We start from the raw sequence: 25,566 nt of genomic DNA, 5'->3' as shown, positions 1-25,566 counted from the left end.
GACCGGGCAGACAGGGCACAGCGGGTGGAGCGGAGGGAGAGGGGTGACGGGGCCCACCGCGCCGATCACCGGGACCGGGACGACCGCGTCGACCACCGGGACCGGGACGACCGCGTCGACCACCGCGACCGGGACAACCGCACCGACCACCGCGACCAGGACACCCGCCGCGCCCGGGACGCCCACCCCGATCACGCCGACTCCACCGACCCCTCCGCACGCCCCTGGGACGACGGCCTCATCGCACGCCGCGTCGCGGGCGGGCCACGAGGTGGCGAGGCGGAGACGGCGGACCCCGGAGTTCGCTCGTACGTTCCCTCCGGAGTGCCTACCGGTACTCCCTCCGGCGCCCCCACCCGTACTCCGTCCGGGTCGCCTTCCTCGTCCCCCTCCTCCGCTCCCTCCACGACCTCCTCCGCGTACGAAGGGCCCCTGCGCGCACGCCTCGACGCGCTGCGCGAACTCGTCGGGCTCTCCCGCACCCGCCTCGACACCGGCACGCTCGCCGAGGCGGGCCGGGTCCTCGACGAGGCCGCCGCTCGCCGCAGGCTCTCCGAACGGCACACCGTCGTCGCCATCGCGGGCGCCACCGGAAGCGGCAAGTCCACGCTCTTCAATTCCCTCGCCGGAGTGATGATCTCGGAGACCGGCGTGCGCAGGCCGACCACCGCCGCACCCATCGGGTGCAGCTGGACGGACGGTGCCGCGGGTCTCCTCGACCGGCTCGGGATTCCGGGCCGGCTGCGCCGCCGCCCGCTCCAGGGGCCCGGCGCCGACGAGCTCCAGGGCCTGGTCCTGATCGACCTGCCCGACCACGACTCGGCGGTCGGCGAGCACCGCGAGCAGGTCGACCGGATCCTGGCCCTCGTGGACGCCGTCATCTGGGTCGTGGACCCGGAGAAGTACGCCGACGCGATGCTCCACGAACGCTATCTGCGGCCCATGGCCGGGCACGCCGAGGTCACTTTCGTCGTGCTCAACCAGATCGACCGGCTCCCCGGGGACGCCGCCGACCAGGTGCTCGACGACCTGCGGCGGCTCCTCGACGAGGACGGCGTCGCGCTCGGCGAGCACGGTGAGCCGGGCGCCACGGTCCTGTCGATCTCCGCGCTGACCGGCGAGGGCGTCGGCGAACTGCGCGAGGCCCTCGGCCAGTTCACGCACGAGCGGGGCGCCGCGGCGCGCCGGATCTCGGCGGATCTGGACGCCGCCGCGGAACGCCTGCGTCCGGTGTACGTGACCGGGGCGCAGCCCGGCCGTCACCCCGCGCGGATCGGGCTGAGCGAGGAGGCGCGCGAGGAGTTCGCCGACCGGCTCGCGGACGCCGTGGGCGCGACGGCCGCGGGGGACGCGGCGGAGCGGGCCTGGCGCAGGAACGCGGGCAAGGCGTGCGGCGACCCCTGGCTCAGGCTGTGGCGGTGGTACGAGGCCCAGCGCTCCCCGCAGGGGGTGCCGACGTTGACCGGGCGGGTCCCGGCGGACGAGGAGGCGACGGCGCGCCAGCGCGTGGAGCACGCCGTGCGCACGGTGGCCGACGAGGCGGCGGCCGGGCTGCCCGTGCCCTGGGGGCAGGCCGTACGGGAGGCCGCGGTGCGCGGCGCCGAGGGCCTGCCGGAGGCGCTCGACGAGCTCGCCGTGACGGCGGGGGTGCCCGCCGGGCGGCCGCCGCGGCCCGGCTGGTGGCCGGTGGCGGTGCTCGCGCAGGCGGCGATGACGTTGCTGCAGGTCGTGGGCGGGCTGTGGCTGGTCGGACAGATCGTCGGGGTCGCCACGCCGAACCTGGGCGTGCCGGTGCTGCTGATGCTCGCGGGCATCGTGGGCGGGCCGTGCGTGGAGTGGGCGAGCCGGCTGGCGGCGCGGGGGCCGGCGCGCCGGTACGGCCATGACGCGGAACGGCGGCTGCGGGAGGCGGCGGCCGGGTGCGGGCGGGCCCGGGTGCTGGATCCGGTGGCGGCGGAGTTGCTGCGGTATCGGGAGGTCAGGGAGCAGTACGTGCGGGTGACGGGGGCGCCGGTGGGGTGAGGGGCGGCCGACCTCTCGTACCCGCCCCTCCTTGGCCCTCTGACCGTTTTCCCTGCGCCTTCCCCTTCTCCTTCTCCTTCCCCTTCCCCTTCGCCTGCGCCTGCGCCTTCACCTACGCGCTCTTCGGTCGTCTGCGGCCTTCGGTCCCCTGACCCTGACCGTCACCTGACCCCTTCGGGTGACGGAGTTATCCACAACCGGTGGGCGGTCCACAGGGCTCAGCGGGATCCGGGCGGCCGGTGCAATCTGAGATCGCGGCCGCGGAAGGCGCGGCGGCGGAAGCGGACGATACGGGGGAGTGGTCGGCGTGAACGAGACCTTGGTGACGGTCGTGGGCAATGTGGCGACGACGCCGGTGTACCGGGAGTTGCCGTCGGGGCCGGTGGCGCGGTTCCGGCTCGCGGTGACGGCGCGGTACTTCGACGCCGCGAAGAACACGTGGACCGACGGGCACACCAATTTCTTCACGGTCTGGGCCTGGCGCGCGCTCGGTACGAACGTGCAGGGCTCGGTGTCGGTGGGTGAACCGGTCATCGTGCAGGGCCGGTTGAAGGTACGGGACGAGGAGCGCGGCGGACAGCACTGGACCTCGGCGGACATCGAGGCGACGGCGGTCGGGCACGACCTGTCGCGCGGCACGGCGGCGTTCCGGCGCGTGGTCAAGAGCCATGCGGCGGTCGCGGGGCCGGGGGGTGCGGGAGCGGGGGCGGCAGCCGACAAGGACGCCGGTCTGTGGGACAAGGAGCCGGAGCCCGTGGGATGACGAGTCGTCAGCGGGCGAGGTGCGGGATGCGAGGGGTGCGGGACGCGAGAGGCTCGGGACGCGAGATGTTCAGGAAGGGCGCGGCGCAGGGGCGACCGATGTGCGGCATATCGGCGATTGAGGGCCGTGGATTTGTCGATAAGCCCAGCTCGGAGCGGGTGTTGGGGATAACGATTCCGATTCGGATCCGCTGCCCGATGGGATGCGTGGGGCTCGTGATGCGCTGCTTCCTTAGGATGCCGGACGTAGCTCACGGGGCAGTTGGCAGGTGATGCCCTGCAGGTGGCAGGCGTTCCTGCCGCTTTCAGTCTGCTGGCGGGACCACCCCCCAACGTGTCAACGGGTCCCGCCCGGAGGGGAATTCTGTGTTTTCTGCGTTGTCCATACGTAGCCGAGGCGCCGTCCGTCTTGCCGCAGTGACCGTGGCGGCGGGTCTGGCCGTGGCGGGCGGGATGACCGCCGCGGGTGCGGCGGTGGCCGAGGAGGCGCCGCAGCACCAGGGCGGCGCGGTCGCGACGCTGAGCGGGCTGCAGACGTACGACCAGGCCGTCATCCGGGACAACGGCAGTTCGCAGCGGGTGCCCGCGGGGCTCTTCGAGATGGCCGTCGAGGGCGGCGGCACCCTGCAGACGTACTGCGTCGACATCCTCAACCCCACGCAGAAGGACGCCAAGTACCAGGAGACGTCCTGGAGCGGCACTTCGCTGAACGGCAACCGTGACGCGGGCAGGATCCGCTGGATTCTGCAGCACTCGTACCCGCAGGTGAACGACCTCGCGGCGCTGGCCCGGAAGGCGGGGGCGGGTTCGCTCACCGGCAAGACGGCCGCGGCCGGCACCCAGGTGGCGATCTGGCGGTACTCGGACGGCGCCCGGGTCGAGGCCGTCGACCCGCAGGCCGAGAAGCTCGCCGATTACCTGTACAAGAGCGCGCGGAACAGCGCGGAGCCCAAGCCGTCGCTGACCCTCGACCAGCCCGCCGTCTCGGGGCACGCGGGCGAGCGACTGGGACCGGTCACCGTGCGGACCGACGCCGACTCGGTGACGGTGACGCCGCCCGCGGACTCCGCGGCGAGCGGCGTGACGATCGTCGGCAAGGACGGCAAGCCGGTGAAGTCCGCGGCGGACGGCAGCCGGCTCTACTTCGACGTGCCCAAGGACGCCCTGGACGGCTCGGCGGCGCTCTCCGTGCAGGCGTCGACGACCGTGCCGGTCGGGCGGGCCTTCACCTCGGAGACCCGCAGTCAGACCCAGATACTCGCGGGTTCCAGCGAGTCGACCGTGTCGGCGACGGCGACGGCGCACTGGGCCCTGAAGGGCGCGGTCCCGGCGCTCTCGGCGCAGAAGAACTGCGCCAAGGGCGGCGTGGACATCACCGCGACCAACAAGGGTGACGAGCCCTTCACCTTCCGGCTGATGGACTTCAAGCACACCATCGCGGCAGGCGCGTCCCAGACGGTGACGATCCCGCTGCAGGAGGACCAGCCCTACGACTTCACGATCACCGGACCGAGCGGCTTCGAGAAGCGCTTCAAGGGCGTCCTCGACTGCCGGACCGAGGGCGACACGCTCACCGCCAGGACCGAGCCCGTCTCGGAGCCGAGCCCCGCGTCGGCGGGCGGCACCACGGCCATGGGCGGCGGCGACCTCGCCGAGACCGGCAGCTCCAGCAACACCCCATTGATCATCGGCATCGCGGTGGCATTCGTGGTCGTGGGCGGCGCGGCGGTCTTCTTCCTCCGCAAGAAGTCCGACTCGACGCAGCCTTCTCCCGAGGACTGACGTCCAGCCATAAGGATCGGATGCGGGTGTGCCGGGCGGCTCGTGGCAGTTAGCGCTACGGGCGTGCCCGGCTTCCGGCTACCGGTATCGAACCGAATACGGACCACGGCACGGCAGCCGACCACGGCACAGCAGGGGTGGGATGGCGTTCAGTTGGTTCCGTCGGGGGCGGAACCGTTGGCTCGCTCGGTGCGACGCCTCAGGTACGTGGATTCGACGATGCCGACAGCCAGTGCCTGCGTGATCACATCTCTGGACCGAATGGCCTTGCGGACCCCCTGGCGAAACAGAAGGAATCCGTACGCGGTGCTGGCGATCGTGAGGAGTGCCTGCGCATAAAGGCTTGGCCGGGATGACCAGATGAGGATCAAGGACAGCAGCGTCAGAGGCGGTGCAATGTTGACCCGAAATGAACTCTCCGCCAGGAGTCGGTCGTACTTGTTGTACAGGTCGATGTTGTTCGCCTGAATTCGGGTCGCTATCTGGCTCTCCTCCTTCGTGATGTTTGACAAAATTTCACGAACCTCGCCAGGGTCGCCTGCCGTCGAGCCCAGGATGGCTTCCGAGAATATGGTCATGTCCTCTCGCGCCTGACCAGAGATGGGAAACACCTGCAGCCGGGAGAAGAACGGGAGGTTCCGAAGCATGTTGCGCCCCCTGGTGATCCACGCCGGGCGCCCTCCGTGTTCCCACATGTGCAGGGGGTCTATCTCGAGGAACGTTCCCACCAGGTAGGCGGCGAAGCTGAGGGCTGCCAGGAGCGCGGGCCTCCCCAGTGACTCTCCCACGCGCCACATTGTCGAGAACGGGCCGTGGCCGGGGTCCTCCGTGGGCGCCGAATCGCCGATGAATATCCAGAGAATGGCAAGCCAAAGGTATCCCGACGTTAGTGGTGTCCTTATCTCGCGAACTCCTGGCAGCAGGGAAGATAACATTCAGCCTCCTGCGGTTGAGGGGACCCTGGGTGAATGCATGTGCGCGGTGCTGTCGGTGCGCGACCGGCGGTGATCGTGCCCCTATGACCCTCCGCCCTTCAGCCCCTGCAGGCGCAATCACTCGCAGTTCCTGAGATGCCGCGTGTGCCGGTAGCGGCAAGTGTCCCGGAGTTGTGAGAGGAGAGGGCTCGATTGAACAAGAGTCGGGCCCGCGGTGCATTGCGCGTGCCGCGCGAGCCGTCCGGAGACCGCGAGGTCGCCTCGACCGTCAGCGACAGGAGAGAGGAGGGGGTAGCTCTGTGCCGGCCGCTTCTGGGGCGAGCGGAGTTGCTCGTCCAGGGCTGGCGGTGACGTTCGGTCGCGGGGCGGCTACCCAGACCATGGGTGAACGTCCAGGTCGCGAGCCCCCGGCCATACGGGTTTCCTCCGGGGGGTGGCCGTCAGGCAAGATGGGGTGTATCTGCCCACTCACTGATTGCCGGACGGTTTCTCTTGGCTGAGTACATCTACACCATGCGCAAGACGCGCAAGGCGCACGGCGACAAGGTGATCCTCGACGATGTCACCTTGAGCTTCCTTCCTGGCGCCAAGATCGGTGTCGTGGGCCCCAACGGCGCCGGTAAGTCCACGGTGCTCAAGATCATGGCGGGCCTCGAGCAGCCGTCGAACGGCGACGCGTTCCTCTCGCCCGGCTTCACCGTCGGCATCCTCATGCAGGAGCCGCAGCTCGACGAGTCGAAGACCGTCCTGGAGAACGTGCAGGACGGCGCCGCCGAGATCATGGGCAAGCTCAAGCGCTTCAACGAGGTCGCCGAGCTCATGGCGACCGACTACTCGGACGCGCTCATGGAGGAGATGGGCAAGCTCCAGGAGGACCTGGACCACGCCAACGCGTGGGACCTCGACGCCCAGCTCGAGCAGGCCATGGACGCCCTCGGCTGCCCGCCCGGCGACTGGCCCGTCACCACCCTCTCCGGTGGTGAGAAGCGCCGCGTCGCGCTCTGCAAGCTCCTCATCGAGGCGCCCGACCTGCTCCTCCTCGACGAGCCCACCAACCACCTCGACGCCGAGTCGGTGAACTGGCTGGAGCAGCACCTCTCCCAGTACGCCGGTGCCGTCGTGGCGGTCACCCACGACCGCTACTTCCTGGACAACGTCGCCCAGTGGATCCTGGAGCTCGACCGCGGCCGCGCCCACCCGTACGAGGGCAACTACTCCACGTACCTGGAGAAGAAGCAGGCCCGTCTCAAGGTCGAGGGCCAGAAGGACGCCAAGCGTGCGAAGCGTCTGAAGGAAGAGCTCGAGTGGGTGCGGTCGAACGCCAAGGGGCGCCAGGCCAAGTCCAAGGCGCGTCTGGCCCGTTACGAGGAGATGGCGGCCGAGGCCGACAAGATGCGGAAGCTGGACTTCGAGGAGATCCAGATCCCGCCGGGCCCGCGCCTGGGCTCGATCGTCGTCGAGGTCGAGAACCTCTCGAAGGCCTTCGGCGACAAGGTCCTGATCGACGACCTGAGCTTCACGCTGCCGCGCAACGGCATCGTCGGCATCATCGGTCCGAACGGCGCGGGCAAGACCACGCTGTTCAAGATGATCCAGGGCCTGGAGCAGCCGGACTCCGGCAAGATCAAGATCGGTGACACGGTCAAGGTCTCGTACGTCGACCAGGGCCGCGCCAACATCGACCCGAAGAAGACGCTGTGGGCCGTCGTCTCCGACGAGCTGGACTACATCAACGTCGGCCAGGTCGAGATGCCCTCGCGGGCGTACGTCTCGGCCTTCGGGTTCAAGGGCCCGGACCAGCAGAAGCCGGCCGGTGTGCTCTCCGGCGGTGAGCGCAACCGCCTCAACCTGGCGCTGACCCTCAAGGAGGGCGGCAACCTGCTGCTCCTCGACGAGCCGACGAACGACCTGGACGTCGAGACCCTCTCCTCGCTGGAGAACGCGCTCCTGGAGTTCCCGGGTGCCGCTGTCGTGATCTCCCACGACCGCTGGTTCCTGGACCGGGTCGCCACGCACATCCTCGCCTACGAGGGTGACTCCAAGTGGTACTGGTTCGAGGGCAACTTCGAGTCGTACGAGAAGAACAAGATCGAGCGTCTGGGTGCGGACGCGGCCCGCCCGCACCGCGCCACCTACAAGAAGCTCACCCGGGGCTGAGGCGACTGTGGCTCGACACATATACCAATGCCCGCTGCGCTGGTCGGACATGGACGCCTTCGGGCACGTCAACAACGTCGTCTTCCTGCGGTACTTGGAGGAGGCGCGCATCGACTTCATGTTCCGTCTCGCGCCCGGTGACGGGTCCCCCTCGTTCTCCGGCGGCTCGGTCGTGGCCCGGCACGAGATCGACTACGTACGCCCGTTGGTGCACCGGCACGCCCCGGTGACCATCGAGTCGTGGGTGACGAAGATCGGTGCCGCGTCGCTGACCATCGCGTACGAGATCAAGGACGCGGAACAGGTGTATGTGCGGGCCGCCACGGTGGTCGTGCCCTTCGACCTGGAGGCGCAGCGGCCCCGCCGGATCTCCGCCGAGGAGCGGTCGTTCCTGCAGGAGTACGTGGACGACAGCGCCGACAGCGCAGGCAGCGCCGACGGCACCCGCAGCCGCTCGGGGGCGCTCGCCGCATGACCGCGCGGCTCCACTTCGCCGATGCCGGGGAGGCGGCGGACCTCGCCGCCTTCCTGGCCCGGCTGATCCACTACGACAAGGCGGCCGCCGTGCGGCTGCAGGCCGCCGGGGACACGCTCGCCGTGTTCGGGCGGCCGCCGTCGTTCGAGGTGCTCGTCGTCCGTACGGCGCGGCTGGTCAAGCCGTACGAGTACGGGCTCGACACCACGCTCGACGTGACCGTCTCCGCCGGTGAGTTCCTGGAGCACGTCGCGGAGTCGGCCCAGTCCGTGGCCGCGGAGGGCGTCGCCGACGTGCCGGGCGCCGTCACCGGACCGCCGTGGGCGGGCGTACTGCCGCCGCGCGGCGGCTGGCGGCAGGAACCGGGGCTGCCGGTCCCGGACGCGATGCGGGCGCTGGTGAAGAAGGCCGTCGCCGAATTCCGGGCCCGCGTCGAGGAGTTGCCCGCCGAGCGGCGGGTGAGGGCCGAGCTGGACCGGGTGGGACGCGAGATCTGGTCCCGGCCGGTCGGTGACACGGAGCTGCCGGTGCGGGCCGCCCACGCGGCGCAGTCCCTCGGCTTCCTGCGCGGCGACGCGCTGACCCTGCTGTCGTCGGGGGCGTGGCTGCGGCTGCGTACGGCCTACGGCTCCGTCGTGGTGCGCCGGGCCGGCGTCGGGGGACTCACCGTCACCCCCGCGTGAGTGGCCTCGGCCCCTCCCGGCCGGTGGCGGGAGGGGGCGGGCACGGGGCCGTACGGACCTCGGTGCGTCCGCAGGGCTTCGGCCGCGCAGGGCTTCGGCCGCGGAGGGCTGATCAGCCCTCCGAGTTGACCATGGATGCTGCCGCGTACGTGAGGTAGTTCCACAGCGTGCGCTCGTGCTCCTCGGCGAGGCCGAGCTGGTCGACGGCCGCGCGCATGTGCTTCAGCCAGGCGTCGTGCGCCGCCCGGTCGACGGTGAACGGCGCGTGCCGCATGCGCAGCCGGGGGTGGCCGCGGTTGTCGCTGTAGGTGCGCGGGCCGCCCCAGTACTGCATCAGGAAGAGCGCCAGGCGCTCCTCGGCCGGGCCCAGGTCCTCCTCCGGGTACATCGGCCGCAGCAGCGGGTCCTCCGCGACCCCCTGGTAGAAGAGGTGCACCAGGCGCCGGAAGGTTTCCTCGCCGCCGACCTGCTCGTAGTAGGTCTGCTCCTGAAGCGTGCCGCGCGGGATCTCATTCACACCTTCCATGGTCTCAGACGGGGCGGCCGAGTACGGAAGGCTTAGGACCATCGTCCGGATCATGGGGACCCGCCCCGGTTCGGCCACTCGCACACGAGGCGTCCGCGCAGCACAGTGGAGCCATGGAACCAGCCATGGGACCGGACGCGGCACTCGACCCCGCACTCGTCGCCGAGGCCCGGGCCGCCCTCGTCCGCGAGATCGGGGCGAGCGGGGCCTGGCAGGACGCCCCGGCCTGGCGGGCGGCGTTCACGGCCGTGCCGCGCCACCTGTTCGTGCCCTACTACTACGTGAGCGCGGGCCCCGGCGCCGGGTACGAGCGGCTGTGGGGCGAGGACCCCGACGAGGCGCGCCGCACCCGCTGGCTGCGCGGCGCCTACCGGGACGCGCCGCTCGCCACCCGGGTCCGCGACGGCGAGCTCGTCTCCTCCAGCAGCCAGCCGTCCCTGATGGCGAAGATGCTCGCCGAGCTGGCCGTCCCGGACGGCGCGCCCTGCGACGTGCTGGAGATCGGCGCGGGCACCGGCTACAACGCGGCGCTGCTCGCCCACCGGCTCGGCGCGGCGCACGTCACGACCATGGACCTCGACCCGGAGATCACCGAGTCCGCGCGGCGGCATCTGGCGGCCGCCGGCCACCGCCCGGCCGTGGTGACCGGCGACGGCGCGGCCGGCTGCCCCGAGCGGGCACCGTACGACCGGATCATCGCCACCTGCACCCTGACGTCGGTGCCGCGGGCCTGGCCGGCCCAGTGCAGGCCGGGCGCGCGGATCCTCGCGCCGCTGGCCACCGGTCTGATCGCGCTGACCGTGCGGGACGCGCGGCACGCCGAGGGGCGCTTCCTGCACACGCCCGCCTACTTCGTGCCGCTGCGCGGCGGCGGCGCGCGGCCCCCGCGGGACCAGCACATCGGCGGGCTGCCGCGCGGAGCCCTGCAGAGCGATCTCTTCCGTTTCCTGCTGGAGCTGACCGCGGGCAGCCTCGACCCGCACGAGGCCCTCGCGCTGTGGCAGCGCGAGGGACGTCCGGTGCGCGAGCGCTTCGGGGTCACCGTCAGCGGACCCTACGCGTGGGCCTGGCTGGACGACCCCGAAGGGCCCTACGTCTGGCCGCTGTGACCGGCGCGGGCCGCGGGGGCCCCGGGCTCAGTCGCGGCGGATGGTGAGCGTCGTCCAGGCCCCGACGTGGACCTGGTCGCCGTCCTGGAGGGGTACGGGCACGAAGGGCTGGATGGGCTCCTCGCCGCCGTTGACCGTGGTGCCGTTCGTCGAGTTCTGGTCGACGACCGCCCAGCTGCCGTCCGGCTGCTGGACCAGGACCGCGTGCTGGTGCGAGACGCCCGGGTCCTCCGGGGGCACCGACAGGTCGATGTCCGGGGTGTCACCCGTGGAGTGCCTGCGGCGGCCGATGCTGATCTGGTTGCCGGCCAGCGGGCGCTGCTGCTCCGGCGAGTACGCGGGCAGGTTGAGCCCCGAGGCCTCGGGGCCGCTGCGCTGCATCATCGCCATGAAGTACTCGCGGTCGGGACCGATCGTCACCGTCCACGTGCCGGGACCCTGCTGGGGCTGGGGAGCCTGCGGCTGCCCGGGGCCCTGCGGGAAGGACTCCTGCGGGAACGGGTCCGGCTGGTAGGAGTCGGGGCGGTACCCGTCGGGCTGCGCCGGGGACGAGGGCGGCGAGAGCACCCAGTCGTCGCCTCCGCCGCCGAAGGACGGGCCGGGCGGCGGCGGGGGCGGACCCTGCGGGCCGCCGCCCTCCTGCGGGAACGCGGGCGGCGCGGGCGGACTCGGCTGCTGGAAGGCCTGCGGCGCACCGGGGCCCTGCTGACCGGGGTGGCCGGGGTGGCCGGGGTGACCGGGGTGGCCCTGCGGACCCTGCGGGCCGGGGCCGCCGGGACCCTGAGGACCGCCGCCGTTGCCGTTGCCGTTGCCGAACGGCGGGATCGGCTCGGCGGGCCGGTTCATCTGCGAGGGGCGCGAGCCCTGGTACTCGTATCCCGGCGGGGGCTGGTGCTGGAACTGCTGCTGCGGCGGCGGGGGCATGCCGGGGCCGCCGTGCGTGGGCAGCGGCGGGTTCGGCGCGGCCGGGGTGTACGAGGTCGCCGTGTTCGTCAGGAAGTTCCAGCGGCACTCCTCGCAGAACGGCGCGTTCGCCTCGCGGGGCGTGCGGCACTGCGGGCAGAGCTCCGCCTCGGCCGACGCGTCCGGCACGGCGGCCAGGTGCGGGCGGCCCTGCCCCGGCTGCGGGAAGCCCTGGTCCTGGCCGGGCGGCGGCGGGGGATAGCCGTATCCGGCCGCGGGCGGCGGCGGAGGCGGCGGCGGTACGGCACCGGCCATGCGGTGACCGCAGACCTCGCACCAGTCGTCGGAACCCGACTGGTGTCCGTTCGGGCAGGTCGGCATGTCGGCGCTTCCCCCTCTCCTTCTCCGGCCCGAGGGCCGTGCGTACTGCGGGTGGTTCTTACGGTGTGACGGCGTGATTCCCGTGAGGTGCCGCCGCGGCGCTGCGCGTACGGCTACTGCTTCTTCACGCGAACGGTCTTCGTCGACCGTGTCTCGAGTGTCATCTCGTCGGCCTCGGCGACCTTCGCCTTCAATCGAACAGTACCTGCCGCCGCGTCCACGACGTCCACCACCTTCGAAAGCAGTTTCGCCGTATCGGCATTGCCCGAGGCGCTCGCGAGCTGGACGGCGCGCCCCAGTTTGGCCGTGGCTCCGTCGACATCTCCCGATTTGCGCGCGTCCAGTCCCTGCTGGATGACCTGGGCCAGTTCCGCCTGGCCCGTGTAGTGCGCGACCTGCGGATTGATCGACGTGGAGGCCGCCATGTCGTCCGTCCACACCGCCCGCACCAGCCCCTGCGACAGCGTCTGCACGCTGCCGTCGCCCTGCGGCACCACCAGCGAGACCCGGGCCGCGAGCATCTCCTGGCCCAGCTCCGCGTTCGGCACGTGGACGCAGATGTGGTAGTCGCGGGACTCGTCGCCCCAGGAGCCCGTCGGGTAGTCGCCCGCGCGCGGTCCGGCCTCCGTGCGGCGGCCGGTCAACTCCTCGACCGTGGGCGCCACTTGCTTGACGAACCGGATCTCCACGCCCATCGGCGTCCACAGCCGCAGGCTGACGTCGGCGACCTCCTTGCCCATCGCCGTCTCCATCATCCGCGTGAAGTCGGCGGCGAGCCCGGCCGGGTCGGCCACGATGTCGGCGGTGCCGAGCAGCGCGGAGGCGATCCCTGTGACCTCCTTCACCTCCCAGTCCGTGCCGACGCCGCGGGCGTCGCAGGTGAAGCGGCCCGCGCAGGAGTCGAGCGCGGCTTTCAGGTCCTGCGGCGACTCGTGTTCGTTGCGGCCGTCGGTGAGCAGGATGCCGTGCCGGATGGCGACCTCCGCGGAGGCCAGGAGGCGGTCGGCCAGGCGCAGCCAGGTGCCGATCGCCGTGCCGCCGCCCGCGCTGAGCCTGCGCAGCGCCTGCTTGGCCTGCTCGCGGGTCTGCGGGTCCGCCACCGCGAGCCGTCCGCCGCCCGGGTAGACCTCCTTGGCGACGTGCGTGCCGCCGATCACCGCGAAGTGCACGCCGTCACGGACGGCGTCGATCGCGGCGGCCGTGGCGTCCCGGGCGCCGCGCATCTTCGTCGGCGGGTAGTCCATCGAGCCGGAGCAGTCGACCATGATCGCCACGGCCGCGTCCGGGCTCTGCCCCGCGGAGTACAGGTGCGGGGCGCCCACCGCGGCGCCGATCGTTCCGCCGCCGGTCGAGCTGACCGTGGCGATGGCGTTGACCTCGCGGCCGCCTTCGGGCAGGTACTCGTTCTGGTACACGTCGACCGAGAACTGCGGCACGTTCGACTTCGAGAAATTGGCCATGGAACTGCTCCCCCTCAGAACCTCAGAACCTCAAGACCCCTGAACCTCAGAACCGCAGACGTCCGGACCCCGGCGTCCCCCCTGGTCGGCCGGGTCGCCCCTGGGCGGGGCGTGCGTCCGTCGTGCTGCCGTACTGCCGTACTGCCGTGTGCGCGTGCGTCTAGGCCGATCCTGCCCCTTGCGGCACGAAGGGGAACGGGACGACGGCCACTGTTACGTTGTCGTGGCCCCCGCCGTCCAGCGCGTGGCCGACCAGGACCTGGGCGCTGTGCAGCGGCCGGTCCGCCGCGTCGGCGGGCACCGCTTCGGCCATCTCGCCGACGCCCTCCGCGTAGTTCCACAGGCCGTCCGTGCACACCACCACTACACCGGCACGGTCCGGCTTGAAGGAAGCGGTGTGCGGCTCCAGTTCGTACGCGTCGGCGCCGAGCCAGCCGGTGATGGCGTGCGCGCGCTCGTCGGCGTACGCCTCGGCCTCGTTCATCAGGCCCGCGGCGACCATCTGCGCGGCCCACGAGTCGTCCTCGGTCAGCCGGACGGTGGGGCCGGTGCGGTCGTCGGGCACCCAGTACGCGCGGCTGTCGCCGACCCAGCCGACGACGAGCAGGCCGCCGGCGACGACGGCGCCGACCAGCGTGCAGGCGGGCGCGTTCTGGTGGGGGCTGTGCTCGCGGGCGGCGGCGGGCTCGGCGGCGAGCGCGTTGACCGCGTCGGCGGCCGCGAGGATCGCGTCGTGCATGCCCTGCTGGGGGTGGATGCCGCGGGGCAGCGACTCCAGGAGCGAGGCGTTGGCGGCCCGGGAGGCGGCCAGCGAGGCCTCGTCGGGGCGGGTCGCCGAGGAGACGCCGTCGCAGACGATGGCGACGACGGCGGGCGAGCCGTCGGGCAGCGCGGCCCCGGAGATCGCGAACGCGTCCTCGTTGCGGTGGTGGCGCAGCCCGCGGTCGCTGACCGCGGCGACCGCGTCGAGCTGCTGCTCCATGTGGTCGCGCTCGCGCGGCTGGGCGTGCCCGCAGTTCTCGCAGTAGCCGTCGGGGTCGACCCGGCCCGAGCGGCAGGCCACGCACAGCTTGGTGCCGGCGGCGGGCGTCGGGTCGGGGCTCTCCGTCCGCGGGTCGGCGGGCGCCGCCGCGGGGGCGGCGGCAGCGGGGGCGGGCAGCGGGTACTCGTCGGGCTCCGCCGCGGCCCGGGCGGGCAGCTCGCCGCCCGCCGAGTCCGTGCCCGGCAGGTCGGTGGGCAGGTGGGCGGGTACCGGCACGTCGGAGCTGTCGACGTCCGGCGCGACGGGCCACTCGCCGGGCTCGTGGGGCCGTTCGCCCGCGCCGTCCCGGCCGCCCGCGGGGGCGGCGGCCCCCACGGGTCCCGCGGACCCGTTCGGAGAGGAGTCCGGCCGCGGCGGCACCGCCGACAGGTCGAACCCGCACGCTCCGCAATACAGGTCACCCGACTCCAGCGGCTCCTCACAGCTGGGGCAGGCAGACAGCTGGGGCATCTGCGACATACTCACACCCACGTCCGGGGGCGGAAACGGTTGGCCCGCTCCACCAGTTCGATCCTCTCCTCGCCACCCTGAGCGAGCCGGGCCAGTGTCCGGTACGAACGCTCCAGACCGAACCGGAGACCGCGCTCGTCCAGGTCGCTGCCGAGCAGTACGGTCCGCGTCCCGGTGGTGGCCGGCGGCGCGGAGACGTGACCAGAGTGCCTACCGGAGAGTACCCAGTCGAGCGCCGTGCCCAGAACCTCGGTCGACAGACGCTCCCTGCGCACCGCGTCGAGCCCGAACCCGGCCAGCGCCTCGATCTGCCCCGCGGCGGCCGTCAGATCGTCCAGGAAGGTCTCGCCCGAGGGCTCCGCCGCCCCGTTCGCCAGCCGCTGCCGCAGCCGCGCCCGCACCGCCGCGACCCGGGCCGCGGTGTAGTGGATGGACGACTCCGGCACCGACTCCAGGGTGCGCACGGCGCCCGTCCTGTCGTCGGCGGCGAGCTGCACCCGGGCCAGGCCGAAGGCGGCGCTCACGTAGCTCGGGTCGGTGGTCCACACCAGCCGGTAGTACTCGGCGGCGTTGTCCAGCTGGCCGAGGACCTCGGCGCACACGCCCAGCGCCAGCTTCGGCGCGGGCTCGCCGGGGAACGCGTCGTAGACCGCGTCGAAGGAGAGCGCCGCGTTCTCGAAGTCGCCGGTGGCGAGCGCGGCCACGCCGCGGTACCAGATCACCCGCCAGTCGTCCGGGTGCTGGGACTCGAGCTCGGCCAGGGCCTGCGCGGCGGGCGCCAGTTCACCCATGGCGAGCCGGGCGCGCAGGCCGCGCAGCCGCAGTTCGAGGGACTCGGCGGGCGCCGACGCCAGGGCGGTGATCAGCTCGGCGGGCGCGGAGGTGATGAGACCGGCGAGGAACCCGGCGTTCGGGTCGCTCGGGTCCACCAGGGGGACGGGCAGCGTCAGCGCCGTCGCGGGCGCGTCGATGACCCGGACGATCCCCGTGGCCGTCGTCGCCCCCTCGGCGATCGCCGCCACCGCGGGCGCCGCGCCGAGCGCCCGCCGCCCGCCGCCCGCCGGGCCCGCCAGGTCGGCGCGCGCGCCCAGGTGCGACACGTCGCCGGTCAGCTCCGCGAACAGCTCGGTGTCCGTCACCTTGACCTCGGGCCCGAACAGCGTGGACAGCGCGGGCCGCGGCCGGCCCGTGCGCAGCGCCATGACCTCCCGCAGCACCCCGGTGAGCTGCTCGGCCATCTCCTGCGCCGAGGCGAAGCGCCGGCCCGGGTCCGGGTCCGTGGCGCGCACCAGGAGGCGGTAGAAGGACTCGTACGTACGGAAGACCTCGATGTTGTCCGGGTCGGGCAGGGAGTCCACGAACACGTTCGTGTAGCCCTGGAAGTCGAAGGTCAGCACGGCGAGGGTGCGCGCGACGGTGTACAGGTCGGAGGCCACCGAGGGGCCGAGCTCGGCGACTTCGGGTGCCTGGTAGCCGACCGTGCCGTAGATCGCGGACTCGTCGTCGTCCATCCGGCGCACCGCGCCCATGTCGATGAGCTTGAGCTGGCCCTCGGTCTGGATGGCGTTGTCGACCTTGAAGTCGCAGTAGAGGAGATTGCGGCTGTGCAGGTGCCCGAGCGCCTCCAGGGCCTCGATGCCGTACGCACAGGCCTGGGCGACCGGCAGCGGGTCGCGTCTGCCCTCGGGCGTGCGGCGGTCGTTGGCGATCTCCTTGAGGGACTTGCCGCCGACGTACTCCATGACGATGTAGCCGTCCATGGAGCCGGTGCGCTGGTCGAGGTGCTCGACGAAGTTGTAGATCCGGACGATGTTGGAGTGCTCGATCTCGGCGAGGAAGCGGCGCTCGGAGATCGCGGCGGCCATCGCGTCCTGGTCACCCGTGTCCAGCAGGCCCTTGAGGACCACCCAGCGGTCGGACACCGCGCGGTCGACGGCGAGATAGACCCAGCCGAGGCCGCCGTGCGCCAGACAGCCCACGACCTCGTACTGGCCGTGCACGATGTCGCCGGTGTTCAGCTTCGGCACGAACGAGTACGGGTGGCCGCACTTGGTGCAGAAGCCCTCCGTGCGGCCCGGCCGCGCACCGCGCGCGCGGCCCACCGGCGCCCCGCAGTCCGAGCGCGAGCAGAATCGCTTCCGCTCCGGTACCTCGGGGTTCTGCTGCACCGCGCCGCGCGGGTCGGGGCGCGGCACGTCCGGCACCGCGACCAGGCCGACGCCGAGCCGCCCGCGCGCCGAGGACCCGGCCGCCGAGCCCGAACTGCGCACCGACACCGAACGCGACGTCGAGGCGCCCGAGAGGGAACGGGACAGCCGCCCCGACACCGACCGCCGCGAGGACTGCGAGCGGGACGAACGGGAGGAGCGGGACGAGCGGGAGGAGGACCCCGTGGAGGAGCGCCCGCTCGCGCTGCCGGAGCCCCGCGAGCCCCGGGCGCCCGCGGTGATCCCGGTGGGCGGCGAGCCCACCATGCCGTTGGGCGCGACGACCGGGGCGAGGCCGCAGGTGTCGCAGTACAGCTCGCCGCCGCCGACGTCCTCGTACGACCCCGTGCATCCGGGCCGCTGACACTGCCGCTGGCTCACGATTCCCCCGTCCGGTCGGTGGGCCCGCCCTGCTGCGGGACCCTCGGCGCGAGCGCCTCGGCGGCCGCCTGCTGATAGCGCAGCACCGCCTGCTCCGCCACGCGCAGATCGCAGGGCGCGCTCCACAGCATCCGGCGGGCCGCGTCGTACCGCTCGATCAGGAGCGGGTCCTCGGCGTGACCGTGCCGGGCCATCTTCGCCTTGTACGCGTCCAGGCGGCCGCGCAGCTCCGCGCGGACCGCGAGCGGCGCGGTGACGGCCGTCAACGACTCGCGGGCGCGCAGCAGTTCCTCCTCGGCCTGCTCCTCCAGGGACTCCAGGAGCGGCGAGAGGCGGTGCCACTGGGCGTGCCTGCGGTAGTCGGAGGCCATCGCGAGCTGTTCCTGCAGCGCGGTCGGCGGGCCGCTGACCGCGGGCACCTCGGACGCGGCGATCTTGGCGAGGACCTCGCCGCGCGCCGAGCGGGCCTCGGCCAGCGTGCGGTCCGCGCGCGAGAGCAGGTCGCGCAGCCTGCCCAGGCGCGCCTCGGCGTCCTGGCGGACGGTGAGCACGGCCTCGATCTCGCGGCGCACGTCCTCCAGTGCGCGGGCCTCGCGGTCGTAGCGGTCGGTGTGCGGCCGGCCGCCGCCGGGCGCCGAACTGCCCTCCGCACGCTGCCAGAAGGCCAGCGGGTCGGAGACGACCTGCTCGCGCAGGGCGGTCAGCGTGCGGGTGATGCGCTCCAGGTCGTCGCCCGAGGGGTGTTCGCCGGGGCGCACCCCGACGGAGTGCGCGAGCTGGCGGGTGCGGCCGAGCTCGGCGGCGAGCAGGTCGATGCGGGCCGGCAGCGCGGACCACACCGCGTCGGCGGCAACGACCATGTCCAGGGAGTGGGCGTACAGGTCGTTCATCCGGGCGACGAGCTCTTCGAGGGTGAACCGCTCGGTGAGCCTGGCGGGTCCGGTGAGCGCGGGGGAGACGCCGGAGGAGGAGCCGCCCGCGACGGTCACCGACTCGCCGCGCAGCAGCTCCGTCAGCTCCACCAGGTCGTCCCGGGCAGGCCAGCGCCTGCGCTCGCGCACCTCGCGGGCGGTGCGCAGCGCCCCCGCGTAGGCGTCGAAGTAGGCCCAGAGCAGCGTGATGCGGTTCTCGGTGTCGCTCCAGCGCTCCTCGGTGACGCCGGTGAGCCGGGCGCCTTCGAGGAGACGGCGGCCCGCGTGGTCCTGGAGGGCGAGGAGCGAGGTCTCGATCGCCTCGTGCTCGGCGTCGAGGCGCGCCAGCGCACGGTCCACCTCGTCCCGGTCCATCACCGGACCGGGGGGTCCCGTGACGCTCATCGATCACCTCTCCGCTCTGTGTCGCCGTGCCCCCGCGCCATGGCGCGGGCGGTGCGCGTGGGTCGTAACTCTCCAGTGGTACCAGGTCGGTTGTCGGCTCCGGGTCAGTCGACCGGGTCAGTCGCGGTACTCGGGGGCCGGCGGGGTCGCGTCCTTGCCGAGGGCGGACTTGAGCCAGTGGTCGTAGGACTTCTGCCAGCCGTCGTCGTCGCGGTAGTCGTCGAGGACCTTGTTGACCCGGCGGACCAGGTCGTCCGAGCCCTTCTTCATCGCCACGCCGTAGTGCTCGGTGGTGAACGGCTCCTTGCCCTTGAGCTCGACCGTCGGGTCCTGGGCGGCCTGGCCCGCGGCGAGCGCGCTGTCGGTGACGACGGCGTCCACCTCGCCGAGCTGGAGCCGGACCAGGCAGTCGAGCTGGTTGGGCACGGTGGTGGAGATGTCCGCGCCGAAGTTCTTCTTCTTGAGCTCCTCCTCGGCGATGGAGCCGGAGGCCGAGCAGATCTTCTTGCCCGCGAGGGATGTGTCGTAGCCCGTGATGTCGGACTTCTTCGGCGCGAGGACCTGCTGGCCCGTCTCGAAGTAGCCGGTGGAGAAGTCGACGTCGTCCAGGCGCTTGCAGTTGACCGTCATGGTGCGCACGACCATGTCGACCTGGCCGCTCTGGATCGCCGGGATGCGCTGGTTGGTGGGGATGGCGCGGAACACGACGGCGTCGCGGTCGCCGAATATCTCCTCGGCGATCTCGTGCGCCAGGTCGATGTCGAAGCCCTCCAGCTTCCCGCCCTTCTTGTTCGGGTCGCGGTAGCCCCAGCGGTAGCTGTTCTGGTCGACGCCGACGACGAGCTTCTTGACGTCGCGGTCCTTGATCTTGCCGATGGCCGGGCCGTCCTTGGCCGAGGGGCGCAGACTGCGGTCGTTGCAGTCGTCGGCGTCCGCCCGCGCGGGCACGGCCAGGACGGCGCCCGGCCCGCCGCGGTCCGCCGCGTCCCCGTGGCCGCCCCGGTCGGGCAGGGCCAGGACCAGTGATCCCGCCAGGGCGCAGGCGAGGCCCATCGCGCCCACACCGCCCCAGCCGCGCAGGCCTGCCGTGCCGCGTCGCGTCCGCATCGTCTGCGCGCCCCCTCTCGCCTCTGACCTCGTCACCGGTACTCCGAAAGCCTGCGGCCGATGCCGAGCACGGCACCCGCGGCGGCGAGCACCGCGAGGACGGCCGCGCCGACGGGCAGGCCGCTCATGGCGCCCCTGCCGTCCTTCGCCGCCTGCTGGAACTCGCGCTGTTCGTGCGCCAGGGCCCGGTCGAGGGCCGCGTCCACGTTGTCGAAGCACTCGCCGGTCGGCTCGTCGTCCTTGGCGCCGATGACCTTGTCGAGCGCGCCCTGGTAGTCACCCGAGTCGTCGCTGGAGCGGGCCACCTGGTGGCGGTCCTTCCAGACGCCCACGTTCTTCGCGGCCTCGGCGACCGGCTGCTTGCCGTCCGGGTCGTCGGCGAGGGCGGCGGCCTTGCCGAGCAGGCCGCTGTCGGCGCCGCCCAGCTGCTTCATCTGCGCGCGGTAGGCGACGTCGAAGGTGTCCTCGGACTTGCCGCCCACGTCGGTGGTCTCGGCGCCGCGGCTGACCAGCGTGAGGTTTTCGTTGCCCCGGGCCTTCAGGGAGCTGATGCGGGCGTCGTTGAGGACGTTCAGCGACCGCACGCCGTCGTCGTAGGAGTCGCCGAGGCCCGAGCGGGCGAAGGAGTGGCCGACGACGAGCCAGAGCAGCACGACGCCGGCGGCCGCCGTCGCGGCGAGCAGGCCGTGGTTGAACACCCGGTTCGTCCGCCGGTAGTTGCGGTGCTGGGCCCAGGCGAGGGCGGCCAGCGCGAGGACGCCGAGGGCGATGGCGAACCAGGGGTAGGGCTTGGCGCTGTCGTAGTCGGAGCCGAGCCGTTCGTTCTCCGCCTTGTAGAGCTTCTCGGCGGCCGGGAGCATCTCGGTCTGCATCTTGTCGTTCGCGTACCGCAGGTAGGCGCCGCCCAGCGGCAGGCCCTGGCGGTTGTTGGCGCGGGCCCGCTCGATCAGGCCGGTGTACTCGGGCAGGAGCTTGTTCAGCTTGCCGACGGAGGCCGCCGATGAGGAGTCCGACCCGGCGTTGGACGCGGCCTTGGCCAGCTTGTCGGAGGCCCGCTCGATGTCGCGTTCGTAGCGCGCGCGGACCGCGGCGGGCTCCTGGCCGCCGGCGAGGAAGCCGCTGGACGCCGCGGTGTTGGCGTCGGCCAGCGAGCGGTAGATGGCGGCGGCGTCGGCGCTCAGCGGCTGGCTGCGGTGCAGCACGTCGTCCGCGGCGGCGGCCCGCTCGGTCATCTGCCAGGTGGTGACGGCGCCGAACGCGACGACGAGCAGGGCGAGGACGGCCCCGATGATGCGCAGCCTGCCCGGCTCCGTGGTCGCGGCGGCACGCAGCCGGTCGACGCCCTCGGACCAGGCCGTGCGGCGGCCGGCGGCGGGCGGTCCGGTGCGCGGCGGGCCGGCCGGCGGGCCCGGTGCCTGCGGCGGCACCGCGGGCGGCGCCGGTGCGGTCGGCCCGGGAACCGGCGCGGGCGGACCCGGCACCTGTCCGGGCGGACCGGGTGGCACAGCGCTGCCGTTCGGCGGGTATGTCACCTTGACCTCGACCTCCCCCTCGGGTCTCCGGACGGTTGCTTCCGCCCGGCCGCGCGCGGCGCGGGAAGAAGTGCTCGGCCGCAAGTATTGCCGCAGGGACCGACATCCGCACAGGCATTGACTCGATCTTGTGCGGATCCCTGCCCCTGAACACGCGGGGGAGAGGTGTTCGGTTCCCCGCCCGCGCCGTGCGCGCGGGCGGGAGCCCCGTCAACTGCCGTGCGCGCCGCCCTCGTACTGCTCCCGCACGCGCGCGTGCACCTCGCCGGGCGCCGCCACGTGGTCAAGGCCGAGCAGGATCGCGCCGAGCACCGGACGGGCCGCGACCACCCGCACCGTCGCCTTCGGCGCCCGCTCGGCGAGCAACGCGCGGACGCGGTCGTCCAGTTGCGGGTGCCGGGCCGCCAGGACGCTGCCGCCGAGCAGCACCGGGGCCTGCTCGTCGAGCAGGCCGAGCCGGCCGAGGGCCACCGTCGCCATCGCCACCACCTCGTCGGCCATCCGGTCCACCAGGGACCGTGCCACGGCGTCGCCCGCCGCCGCGGTGGCGAACAGCACCGGCGTCAGTTCGTGCCGCCTGACCGGCGCGATGCGGCCCAGGTGCAGCGCCTCGATCAGCGCGTACATGGAGTCGAGGCCGAAGTGCGCGGGCAGCGTGCCGCGCAGCGCGGTCGCCGACCCGCGGCCGTCCTCGGCGCGCGCCGCGTGCCACAGCGCCTCCTCGGCCAGGCCGCCGCCCCCGCCCCAGTCGCCGGACATCCGGCCGATGGCGGGGAACCGGGCGGTGCGCCCGTCCGGCAGCATGCCGACGCAGTTGATGCCCGCGCCGCACACCACGGCCACGCCGCGCGGCTCGGTGTCCTCCAGGAGCCCGGCGCGCAGGATGGCGAAGGTGTCGTTGCGCACGTCGACGGAGGCGCCCCAGGCCCGCCTGTCGAGCGCCGCCGCCAACTCCCGTTCCTCGACCGGCAGATCGGCGTTGGCCAGACACGCGGACACATGGCCCACGGAGTCGACGCCGGCCTCGGCGAACGCCCGCGTCACCGCGTCGGCCAGGACGTCCACCGCGGTCTCGACGCCGACCTGCGGCGGCTGGAACCCGCCGCCGCGCGCCGCGCCGACGACCCGGCCGTCGGCCGCGACGACCGCGACGTCGGTCTTGCTGTTGCCCGCGTCGATCGCGAGCACGCTCGTGCCTACGCCCACGCCAGGTGCTCCCGGTTGTGCGCGACGAGGCTGTCGGTGAGCCGCTCGGCGTAGGCGTACTGGCCGACCAGCGGGTGGGCGAGCAGCGCCTTGAACACGCGGTCGCGCCCGCCGCGCAGGGCGGCGTCGAGGGCCAGGTCCTCGTAGCCGGTGACGTGCGCGATCAGCCCGGCGTACAGCGGGTCCGGCCTCGGCACGGCGAGCGGCTGGGCGCCCTTGCGGTCGACGGTGGCCTGCACCTCGATTACGGCGTCGTCCGGCAGGAACGGCAGCGTGCCGTTGTTGCGGGTGTTGACCACCTGGTAGGGGCTTCCGCCGTTGCCGAGCAGCGAGGCCGCGAGGTCGACGGCCGCCTCCGAGTAGAAGGCGCCGCCGCGCTTGGCGAGCAGCTCCGGCTTCTCGTCGAGGGCCGGGTCGCCGTACATCCGGAGCAGTTCCTGCTCCATCGCGGCGACTTCGGCGGCCCGGGACGGCTTGGTCCGCAGCTCCTCGACGACGGCGTCGTGCTGGTAGAAGTAGCGCAGGTAGTACGAGGGCACGACGCCGAGCCGGTCGACGATCTCGCGGGGCATGCGCAGGTCGGCGGCGACCGCCTCGCCGTGCTCGGCGAGCAGCCGGGGCAGGACGTCGGTGCCGCCGGGACCGCCGAGGCGTACGCCCGTCTCCCACGTGAGGTGGTTGAGGCCCACGTGGTCCAGGTGCACCTCGCCCGGGGCGACGTCGAGCAGCTTGGCGAACTTGCGCTGGAAGCCGATCGCCACGTTGCACAGGCCGACGGCCTTGTGGCCCGCCTGCAGCAGGGCCCGGGTGACGATGCCCACCGGGTTGGTGAAGTCGATGATCCAGGCGTCCGGGTTGGTGCGGCGGACCCGCTCGGCGATGTCGAGGACGACCGGGACCGTGCGCAGCGCCTTGGCGAGGCCGCCGGCGCCGGTGGTCTCCTGGCCGACGCAGCCGCACTCCAGGGGCCACGTCTCGTCCTGCTGCCGGGCCGCCTGGCCGCCGACGCGCAGCTGGAGCAGCACGGCGTCGGCGTCCGCGACGCCCGCGTCCACGTCGGAGGTGGTGACGATGCGGCCGGGGTGGCCCTGCTTGGCGAAGATGCGCCGCGCGAGGCCGCCCACCAGGTCGAGGCGGTCGGCCGCCGGGTCGACGAGGACGAGTTCCTCGATCGGCAGGCTGTCCCTCAACCGCGCGAATCCGTCGATGAGTTCGGGTGTGTAGGTCGACCCTCCGCCGACCACTGCGAGCTTCATATCGGTTCTCAGCCCTTTACTCCGGTGAGGGTGACGCCTTCGACGAAGGCCTTCTGTGCGAAGAAGAAGATGATGATGACGGGGGCCATGACGAGCAGGGTCGCCGCCATCGTCATGTTCCAGTTGACGGCGTGGGCGCTCTTGAACGACTCGAGGCCGTAGCTGAGCGTCCAGGCGCCGGGGTTCTGGGCGGCGTAGATCTGCGGCCCGAAGTAGTCGTTCCAGCAGTAGAAGAACTGGAAGAGCGCGATGGCGGCGATGCCCGGCTTGGCCATCGGCACGACGATCCTGACCATCGTGCGGAACTCGCCGCAGCCGTCGACCTTGGCCGACTCGATGTACTCCTTGGGGATCGTCAGGAGGAACTGCCGCAGCAGGAAGATCGAGTAGGCGTCACCGAACGCCATCGGGATGATCAGCGGCCACAGGGTGCCGGACAGGTGGAACTGCTGGGCCCACACCAGGTACATCGGGATCACGATGACCTGCGGCGGCAGCATCATCGTGGAGATGACGAGCAGCATCGCGGTGCGCCGGCCGCGGAAGCGGAACTTGGCGAGCGCGTAGGCCACGGGGATCGCCGAGCAGACGGTGAAGAGGGTGCCGAGGCCCGCGTACATCAGCGAGTTGCGCCACCAGTCGAGGAAGCCCGGGGTGTCGAAGACCTCCTTGTAGTTGGACCAGTGCCAGGAGTCGGGCCACAGGTCGCCGCTCATCGCCTGGGAGTCGCTCATCACCGACGTCAGGAAGACGAAGACGAACGGCAGGACGAAGAGCAGCGCGACGGCTATCGCCACGCTGTGCACGGCGATCCAGTGCAGGATCCGCTTGCGGCGCGCGCGGGCGGCGGCGGGGCCCCGGGCCGGGGCGGTGCGTTCGGGCGCCGACGCGGGCGCCCGGAGGGTGGTGGAAGTCATCGGGTCCTCAGTCCTCCGCCGCGAGCAGTCCGGAGCGCTTGCGCATCAGGAGCATCGTGACGGCCATGGCGATGGCGAAGAGCACGAGCGAGAGAACGCACGCCGCCCCGGTGTTGAAGTTCTGGAAGCCCATCGAGTAGACGAGCTGGGGGATGGTGAGCGTCGAGTGGTCCGGGTAGCCGGGCTGGATCACCGAGCCGGGGCCGATGTTGACGCCGGAGGCGACCTTTCCCGCGACCAGGGCCTGCGTGTAGTACTGCATGGTCTGTACGACGCCGGTGACCACCGCGAACATCACGATGGGGGTGATCGCGGGCCAGGTGACGTAGCGGAACTTGGCCCAGGCGCCCGCGCCGTCCAGGTCGGCGGCCTCGTACTGCTCCTTGGGCACGTCGAGCAGTGCGGCCATGAAGATGACCATGAGGTCGCCGATGCCCCACAGGGAGAGCAGGACGAGCGAGGGCTTCGCGGTGTCCGGGTCGTTGAACCAGTTGGGCCCGGAGATGCCGAGGGATTCGAGGATCTCGTTGACCGGGCCCGTGCCGGGGTTGAGCAGGAAGACGAAGGCGACGGTGGCGGCGACCGGCGGGGCGAGGTAGGGGATGTAGAAGGCGGTGCGGAACAGGCCCGTGCCCGTCTTGATCTTCGTGATGAGCAGCCCGAGCGAGAGCCCGAAGACCACCCGCACGGCCACCATGACGACGACCAGCCACAGGGTGTTCCACAGGGCGGGCCCGAACAGCGGCATCTGCTCGAACACGTACGTCCAGTTCCGCAGGCCCACGAAGGTGGGCTCCTTGATCTGGTTGTAGTGCATGAACGAGAAGTAGACGGTGGCGATCAGCGGGTACGCGAAGAAGACGCTGAAGCCGACCAGCCAGGGGGAGAGGAAGCCGAGCGTGCGCAGGCGGCGGCGCGCGGGGCTGGAGAGGGAGATGGCCATGGCGGGGTCCTCGG

The 25,566-nt window shown here is 72.4% G+C and carries 20 protein-coding genes; 7 read left to right on the top strand and 13 right to left on the bottom strand.

Going from position 1 to position 25,566, the window contains the following annotated elements; genetic code table 11:
- Positions 1-24 precede the first annotated feature (24 nt).
- The 3 genes from ACFYXE_RS15060 to ACFYXE_RS15050 all read left to right on the top strand — a co-directional run bounded on the left by ACFYXE_RS15060 (position 25) and on the right by ACFYXE_RS15050 (position 4,566).
- Positions 25-2,022, top strand: a complete 1,998-nt coding sequence (locus ACFYXE_RS15060) for a GTPase (protein WP_389312481.1) — start codon at positions 25-27, stop codon at positions 2,020-2,022.
- A 307-nt stretch (positions 2,023-2,329) separates the two neighbouring features.
- The gene (locus ACFYXE_RS15055) at positions 2,330-2,785 is read left to right on the top strand and encodes a single-stranded DNA-binding protein (protein WP_389312479.1); all 456 of its coding nucleotides are present in this window, start codon (positions 2,330-2,332) and stop codon (positions 2,783-2,785) included.
- Between the two features lie 416 nt (positions 2,786-3,201).
- The gene (locus tag ACFYXE_RS15050) at positions 3,202-4,566 is read left to right on the top strand and encodes a Cys-Gln thioester bond-forming surface protein (RefSeq protein WP_389312477.1); all 1,365 of its coding nucleotides are present in this window, start codon (positions 3,202-3,204) and stop codon (positions 4,564-4,566) included.
- A gap of 149 nt (positions 4,567-4,715) precedes the next feature.
- On the opposite strand, the gene ACFYXE_RS15045 is transcribed toward ACFYXE_RS15050, so the two are convergent.
- Positions 4,716-5,501, bottom strand: a complete 786-nt coding sequence (locus ACFYXE_RS15045) for a hypothetical protein (RefSeq protein WP_389312475.1) — start codon at positions 5,499-5,501, stop codon at positions 4,716-4,718.
- A gap of 492 nt (positions 5,502-5,993) precedes the next feature.
- On the opposite strand from ACFYXE_RS15045, the gene ettA reads away from it, so the two are divergent.
- Genes ettA through ACFYXE_RS15030 form a run of 3 tightly spaced genes read left to right on the top strand, consistent with a single transcriptional unit; the run spans position 5,994 to position 8,816 of the window.
- Entirely contained in the window at positions 5,994-7,658 is a 1,665-nt protein-coding gene (gene ettA, locus ACFYXE_RS15040; RefSeq protein ID WP_389312473.1) for an energy-dependent translational throttle protein EttA, read from the top strand.
- Between the two features lie 7 nt (positions 7,659-7,665).
- Positions 7,666-8,133: an acyl-CoA thioesterase gene (locus ACFYXE_RS15035; RefSeq protein WP_389312471.1), complete on the top strand. Its 468-nt coding sequence runs from the start codon at positions 7,666-7,668 to the stop codon at positions 8,131-8,133.
- A complete protein-coding gene (locus ACFYXE_RS15030) occupies positions 8,130-8,816 on the top strand; it encodes a hypothetical protein (protein WP_389312469.1) in 687 nt (228 codons plus the stop codon). The genes ACFYXE_RS15035 and ACFYXE_RS15030 overlap by 4 nt, the downstream gene beginning before the upstream one ends.
- A gap of 112 nt (positions 8,817-8,928) precedes the next feature.
- Here the strand turns inward: ACFYXE_RS15030 and ACFYXE_RS15025 are convergent, their stop codons facing one another.
- Positions 8,929-9,342: a globin gene (locus ACFYXE_RS15025; protein ID WP_389312467.1), complete on the bottom strand. Its 414-nt coding sequence runs from the start codon at positions 9,340-9,342 to the stop codon at positions 8,929-8,931.
- 125 nt (positions 9,343-9,467) lie between these two features.
- Between ACFYXE_RS15025 and ACFYXE_RS15020 the strand changes: the two genes are divergently transcribed.
- On the top strand, positions 9,468-10,451 hold the full coding sequence (locus ACFYXE_RS15020; RefSeq protein WP_389312585.1) for a methyltransferase domain-containing protein: 984 nt from the start codon (positions 9,468-9,470) through the stop codon (positions 10,449-10,451).
- 27 nt (positions 10,452-10,478) lie between these two features.
- Here the strand turns inward: ACFYXE_RS15020 and ACFYXE_RS15015 are convergent, their stop codons facing one another.
- The 11 genes from ACFYXE_RS15015 to ACFYXE_RS14965 form a co-directional block, all read right to left on the bottom strand.
- Positions 10,479-11,735, bottom strand: coding sequence for an FHA domain-containing protein (locus ACFYXE_RS15015; protein ID WP_389312465.1), 1,257 nt, complete (start codon positions 11,733-11,735; stop codon positions 10,479-10,481).
- 113 nt (positions 11,736-11,848) lie between these two features.
- Complete coding sequence (locus tag ACFYXE_RS15010; RefSeq protein WP_389312463.1) at positions 11,849-13,195, bottom strand: VWA domain-containing protein; 1,347 nt, start codon at positions 13,193-13,195, stop codon at positions 11,849-11,851.
- A gap of 160 nt (positions 13,196-13,355) precedes the next feature.
- Positions 13,356-14,696 carry a PP2C family protein-serine/threonine phosphatase gene (locus ACFYXE_RS15005; protein ID WP_389312461.1) on the bottom strand — a complete coding sequence of 447 codons (1,341 nt, stop codon included), beginning with the start codon at positions 14,694-14,696 and terminating at the stop codon, positions 13,356-13,358.
- Between the two features lie 2 nt (positions 14,697-14,698).
- On the bottom strand, positions 14,699-17,275 hold the full coding sequence (locus ACFYXE_RS15000; protein ID WP_389312460.1) for a tetratricopeptide repeat protein: 2,577 nt from the start codon (positions 17,273-17,275) through the stop codon (positions 14,699-14,701).
- Positions 17,272-18,591 carry a hypothetical protein gene (locus tag ACFYXE_RS14995; protein WP_361181275.1) on the bottom strand — a complete coding sequence of 440 codons (1,320 nt, stop codon included), beginning with the start codon at positions 18,589-18,591 and terminating at the stop codon, positions 17,272-17,274. Before ACFYXE_RS14995 ends, ACFYXE_RS15000 begins: the two co-directional genes overlap by 4 nt.
- A 117-nt stretch (positions 18,592-18,708) precedes the next feature.
- Positions 18,709-19,698 carry a glutamate ABC transporter substrate-binding protein gene (locus ACFYXE_RS14990; RefSeq protein ID WP_389312458.1) on the bottom strand — a complete coding sequence of 330 codons (990 nt, stop codon included), beginning with the start codon at positions 19,696-19,698 and terminating at the stop codon, positions 18,709-18,711.
- A 32-nt stretch (positions 19,699-19,730) separates the two neighbouring features.
- Positions 19,731-21,230, bottom strand: coding sequence for a hypothetical protein (locus ACFYXE_RS14985; RefSeq protein WP_389312456.1), 1,500 nt, complete (start codon positions 21,228-21,230; stop codon positions 19,731-19,733).
- 210 nt (positions 21,231-21,440) lie between these two features.
- Complete coding sequence (locus ACFYXE_RS14980; RefSeq protein WP_389312454.1) at positions 21,441-22,436, bottom strand: N-acetylglucosamine kinase; 996 nt, start codon at positions 22,434-22,436, stop codon at positions 21,441-21,443.
- A complete protein-coding gene (locus ACFYXE_RS14975) occupies positions 22,427-23,692 on the bottom strand; it encodes a 6-phospho-beta-glucosidase (protein ID WP_389312452.1) in 1,266 nt (421 codons plus the stop codon). Before ACFYXE_RS14975 ends, ACFYXE_RS14980 begins: the two co-directional genes overlap by 10 nt.
- A gap of 8 nt (positions 23,693-23,700) precedes the next feature.
- The gene (locus ACFYXE_RS14970) at positions 23,701-24,609 is read right to left on the bottom strand and encodes a carbohydrate ABC transporter permease (RefSeq protein ID WP_389312450.1); all 909 of its coding nucleotides are present in this window, start codon (positions 24,607-24,609) and stop codon (positions 23,701-23,703) included.
- A 7-nt stretch (positions 24,610-24,616) separates the two neighbouring features.
- Positions 24,617-25,552 (bottom strand): carbohydrate ABC transporter permease, encoded by a 936-nt coding sequence (locus tag ACFYXE_RS14965; protein ID WP_389312448.1) that lies wholly within the window; start codon positions 25,550-25,552, stop codon positions 24,617-24,619.
- Between the last annotated feature and the right edge of the window lie 14 nt (positions 25,553-25,566).

The sequence above is a fragment of the Streptomyces sp. NPDC002564 genome (assembly GCF_042889645.1).
Taxonomy (GTDB): domain Bacteria; phylum Actinomycetota; class Actinomycetes; order Streptomycetales; family Streptomycetaceae; genus Streptomyces.
This window is presented reverse-complemented; position numbering and strand designations above follow the sequence as displayed.

Bases quoted from the DNA above. Each gene is read 5' to 3' on its own strand.
- ACFYXE_RS15020 (WP_389312585.1), top strand. From the start codon at position 9,468: ATGGGACCGGACGCGGCACTCGACCCCGCACTCGTCGCCGAGGCCCGG.
- ACFYXE_RS14970 (WP_389312450.1), bottom strand. From the start codon at position 24,609: ATGACTTCCACCACCCTCCGGGCGCCCGCGTCGGCGCCCGAACGCACC.
- ACFYXE_RS15030 (WP_389312469.1), top strand. From the start codon at position 8,130: ATGACCGCGCGGCTCCACTTCGCCGATGCCGGGGAGGCGGCGGACCTC.
- ACFYXE_RS14995 (WP_361181275.1), bottom strand. From the start codon at position 18,591: ATGAGCGTCACGGGACCCCCCGGTCCGGTGATGGACCGGGACGAGGTG.
- ACFYXE_RS14975 (WP_389312452.1), bottom strand. From the start codon at position 23,692: ATGAAGCTCGCAGTGGTCGGCGGAGGGTCGACCTACACACCCGAACTC.
- ACFYXE_RS15010 (WP_389312463.1), bottom strand. From the start codon at position 13,195: ATGGCCAATTTCTCGAAGTCGAACGTGCCGCAGTTCTCGGTCGACGTG.
- ACFYXE_RS15045 (WP_389312475.1), bottom strand. From the start codon at position 5,501: ATGTTATCTTCCCTGCTGCCAGGAGTTCGCGAGATAAGGACACCACTA.
- ACFYXE_RS15005 (WP_389312461.1), bottom strand. From the start codon at position 14,696: ATGTCGCAGATGCCCCAGCTGTCTGCCTGCCCCAGCTGTGAGGAGCCG.
- ACFYXE_RS14990 (WP_389312458.1), bottom strand. From the start codon at position 19,698: ATGCGGACGCGACGCGGCACGGCAGGCCTGCGCGGCTGGGGCGGTGTG.
- ACFYXE_RS14965 (WP_389312448.1), bottom strand. From the start codon at position 25,552: ATGGCCATCTCCCTCTCCAGCCCCGCGCGCCGCCGCCTGCGCACGCTC.
- ACFYXE_RS15015 (WP_389312465.1), bottom strand. From the start codon at position 11,735: ATGCCGACCTGCCCGAACGGACACCAGTCGGGTTCCGACGACTGGTGC.
- ACFYXE_RS15025 (WP_389312467.1), bottom strand. From the start codon at position 9,342: ATGGAAGGTGTGAATGAGATCCCGCGCGGCACGCTTCAGGAGCAGACC.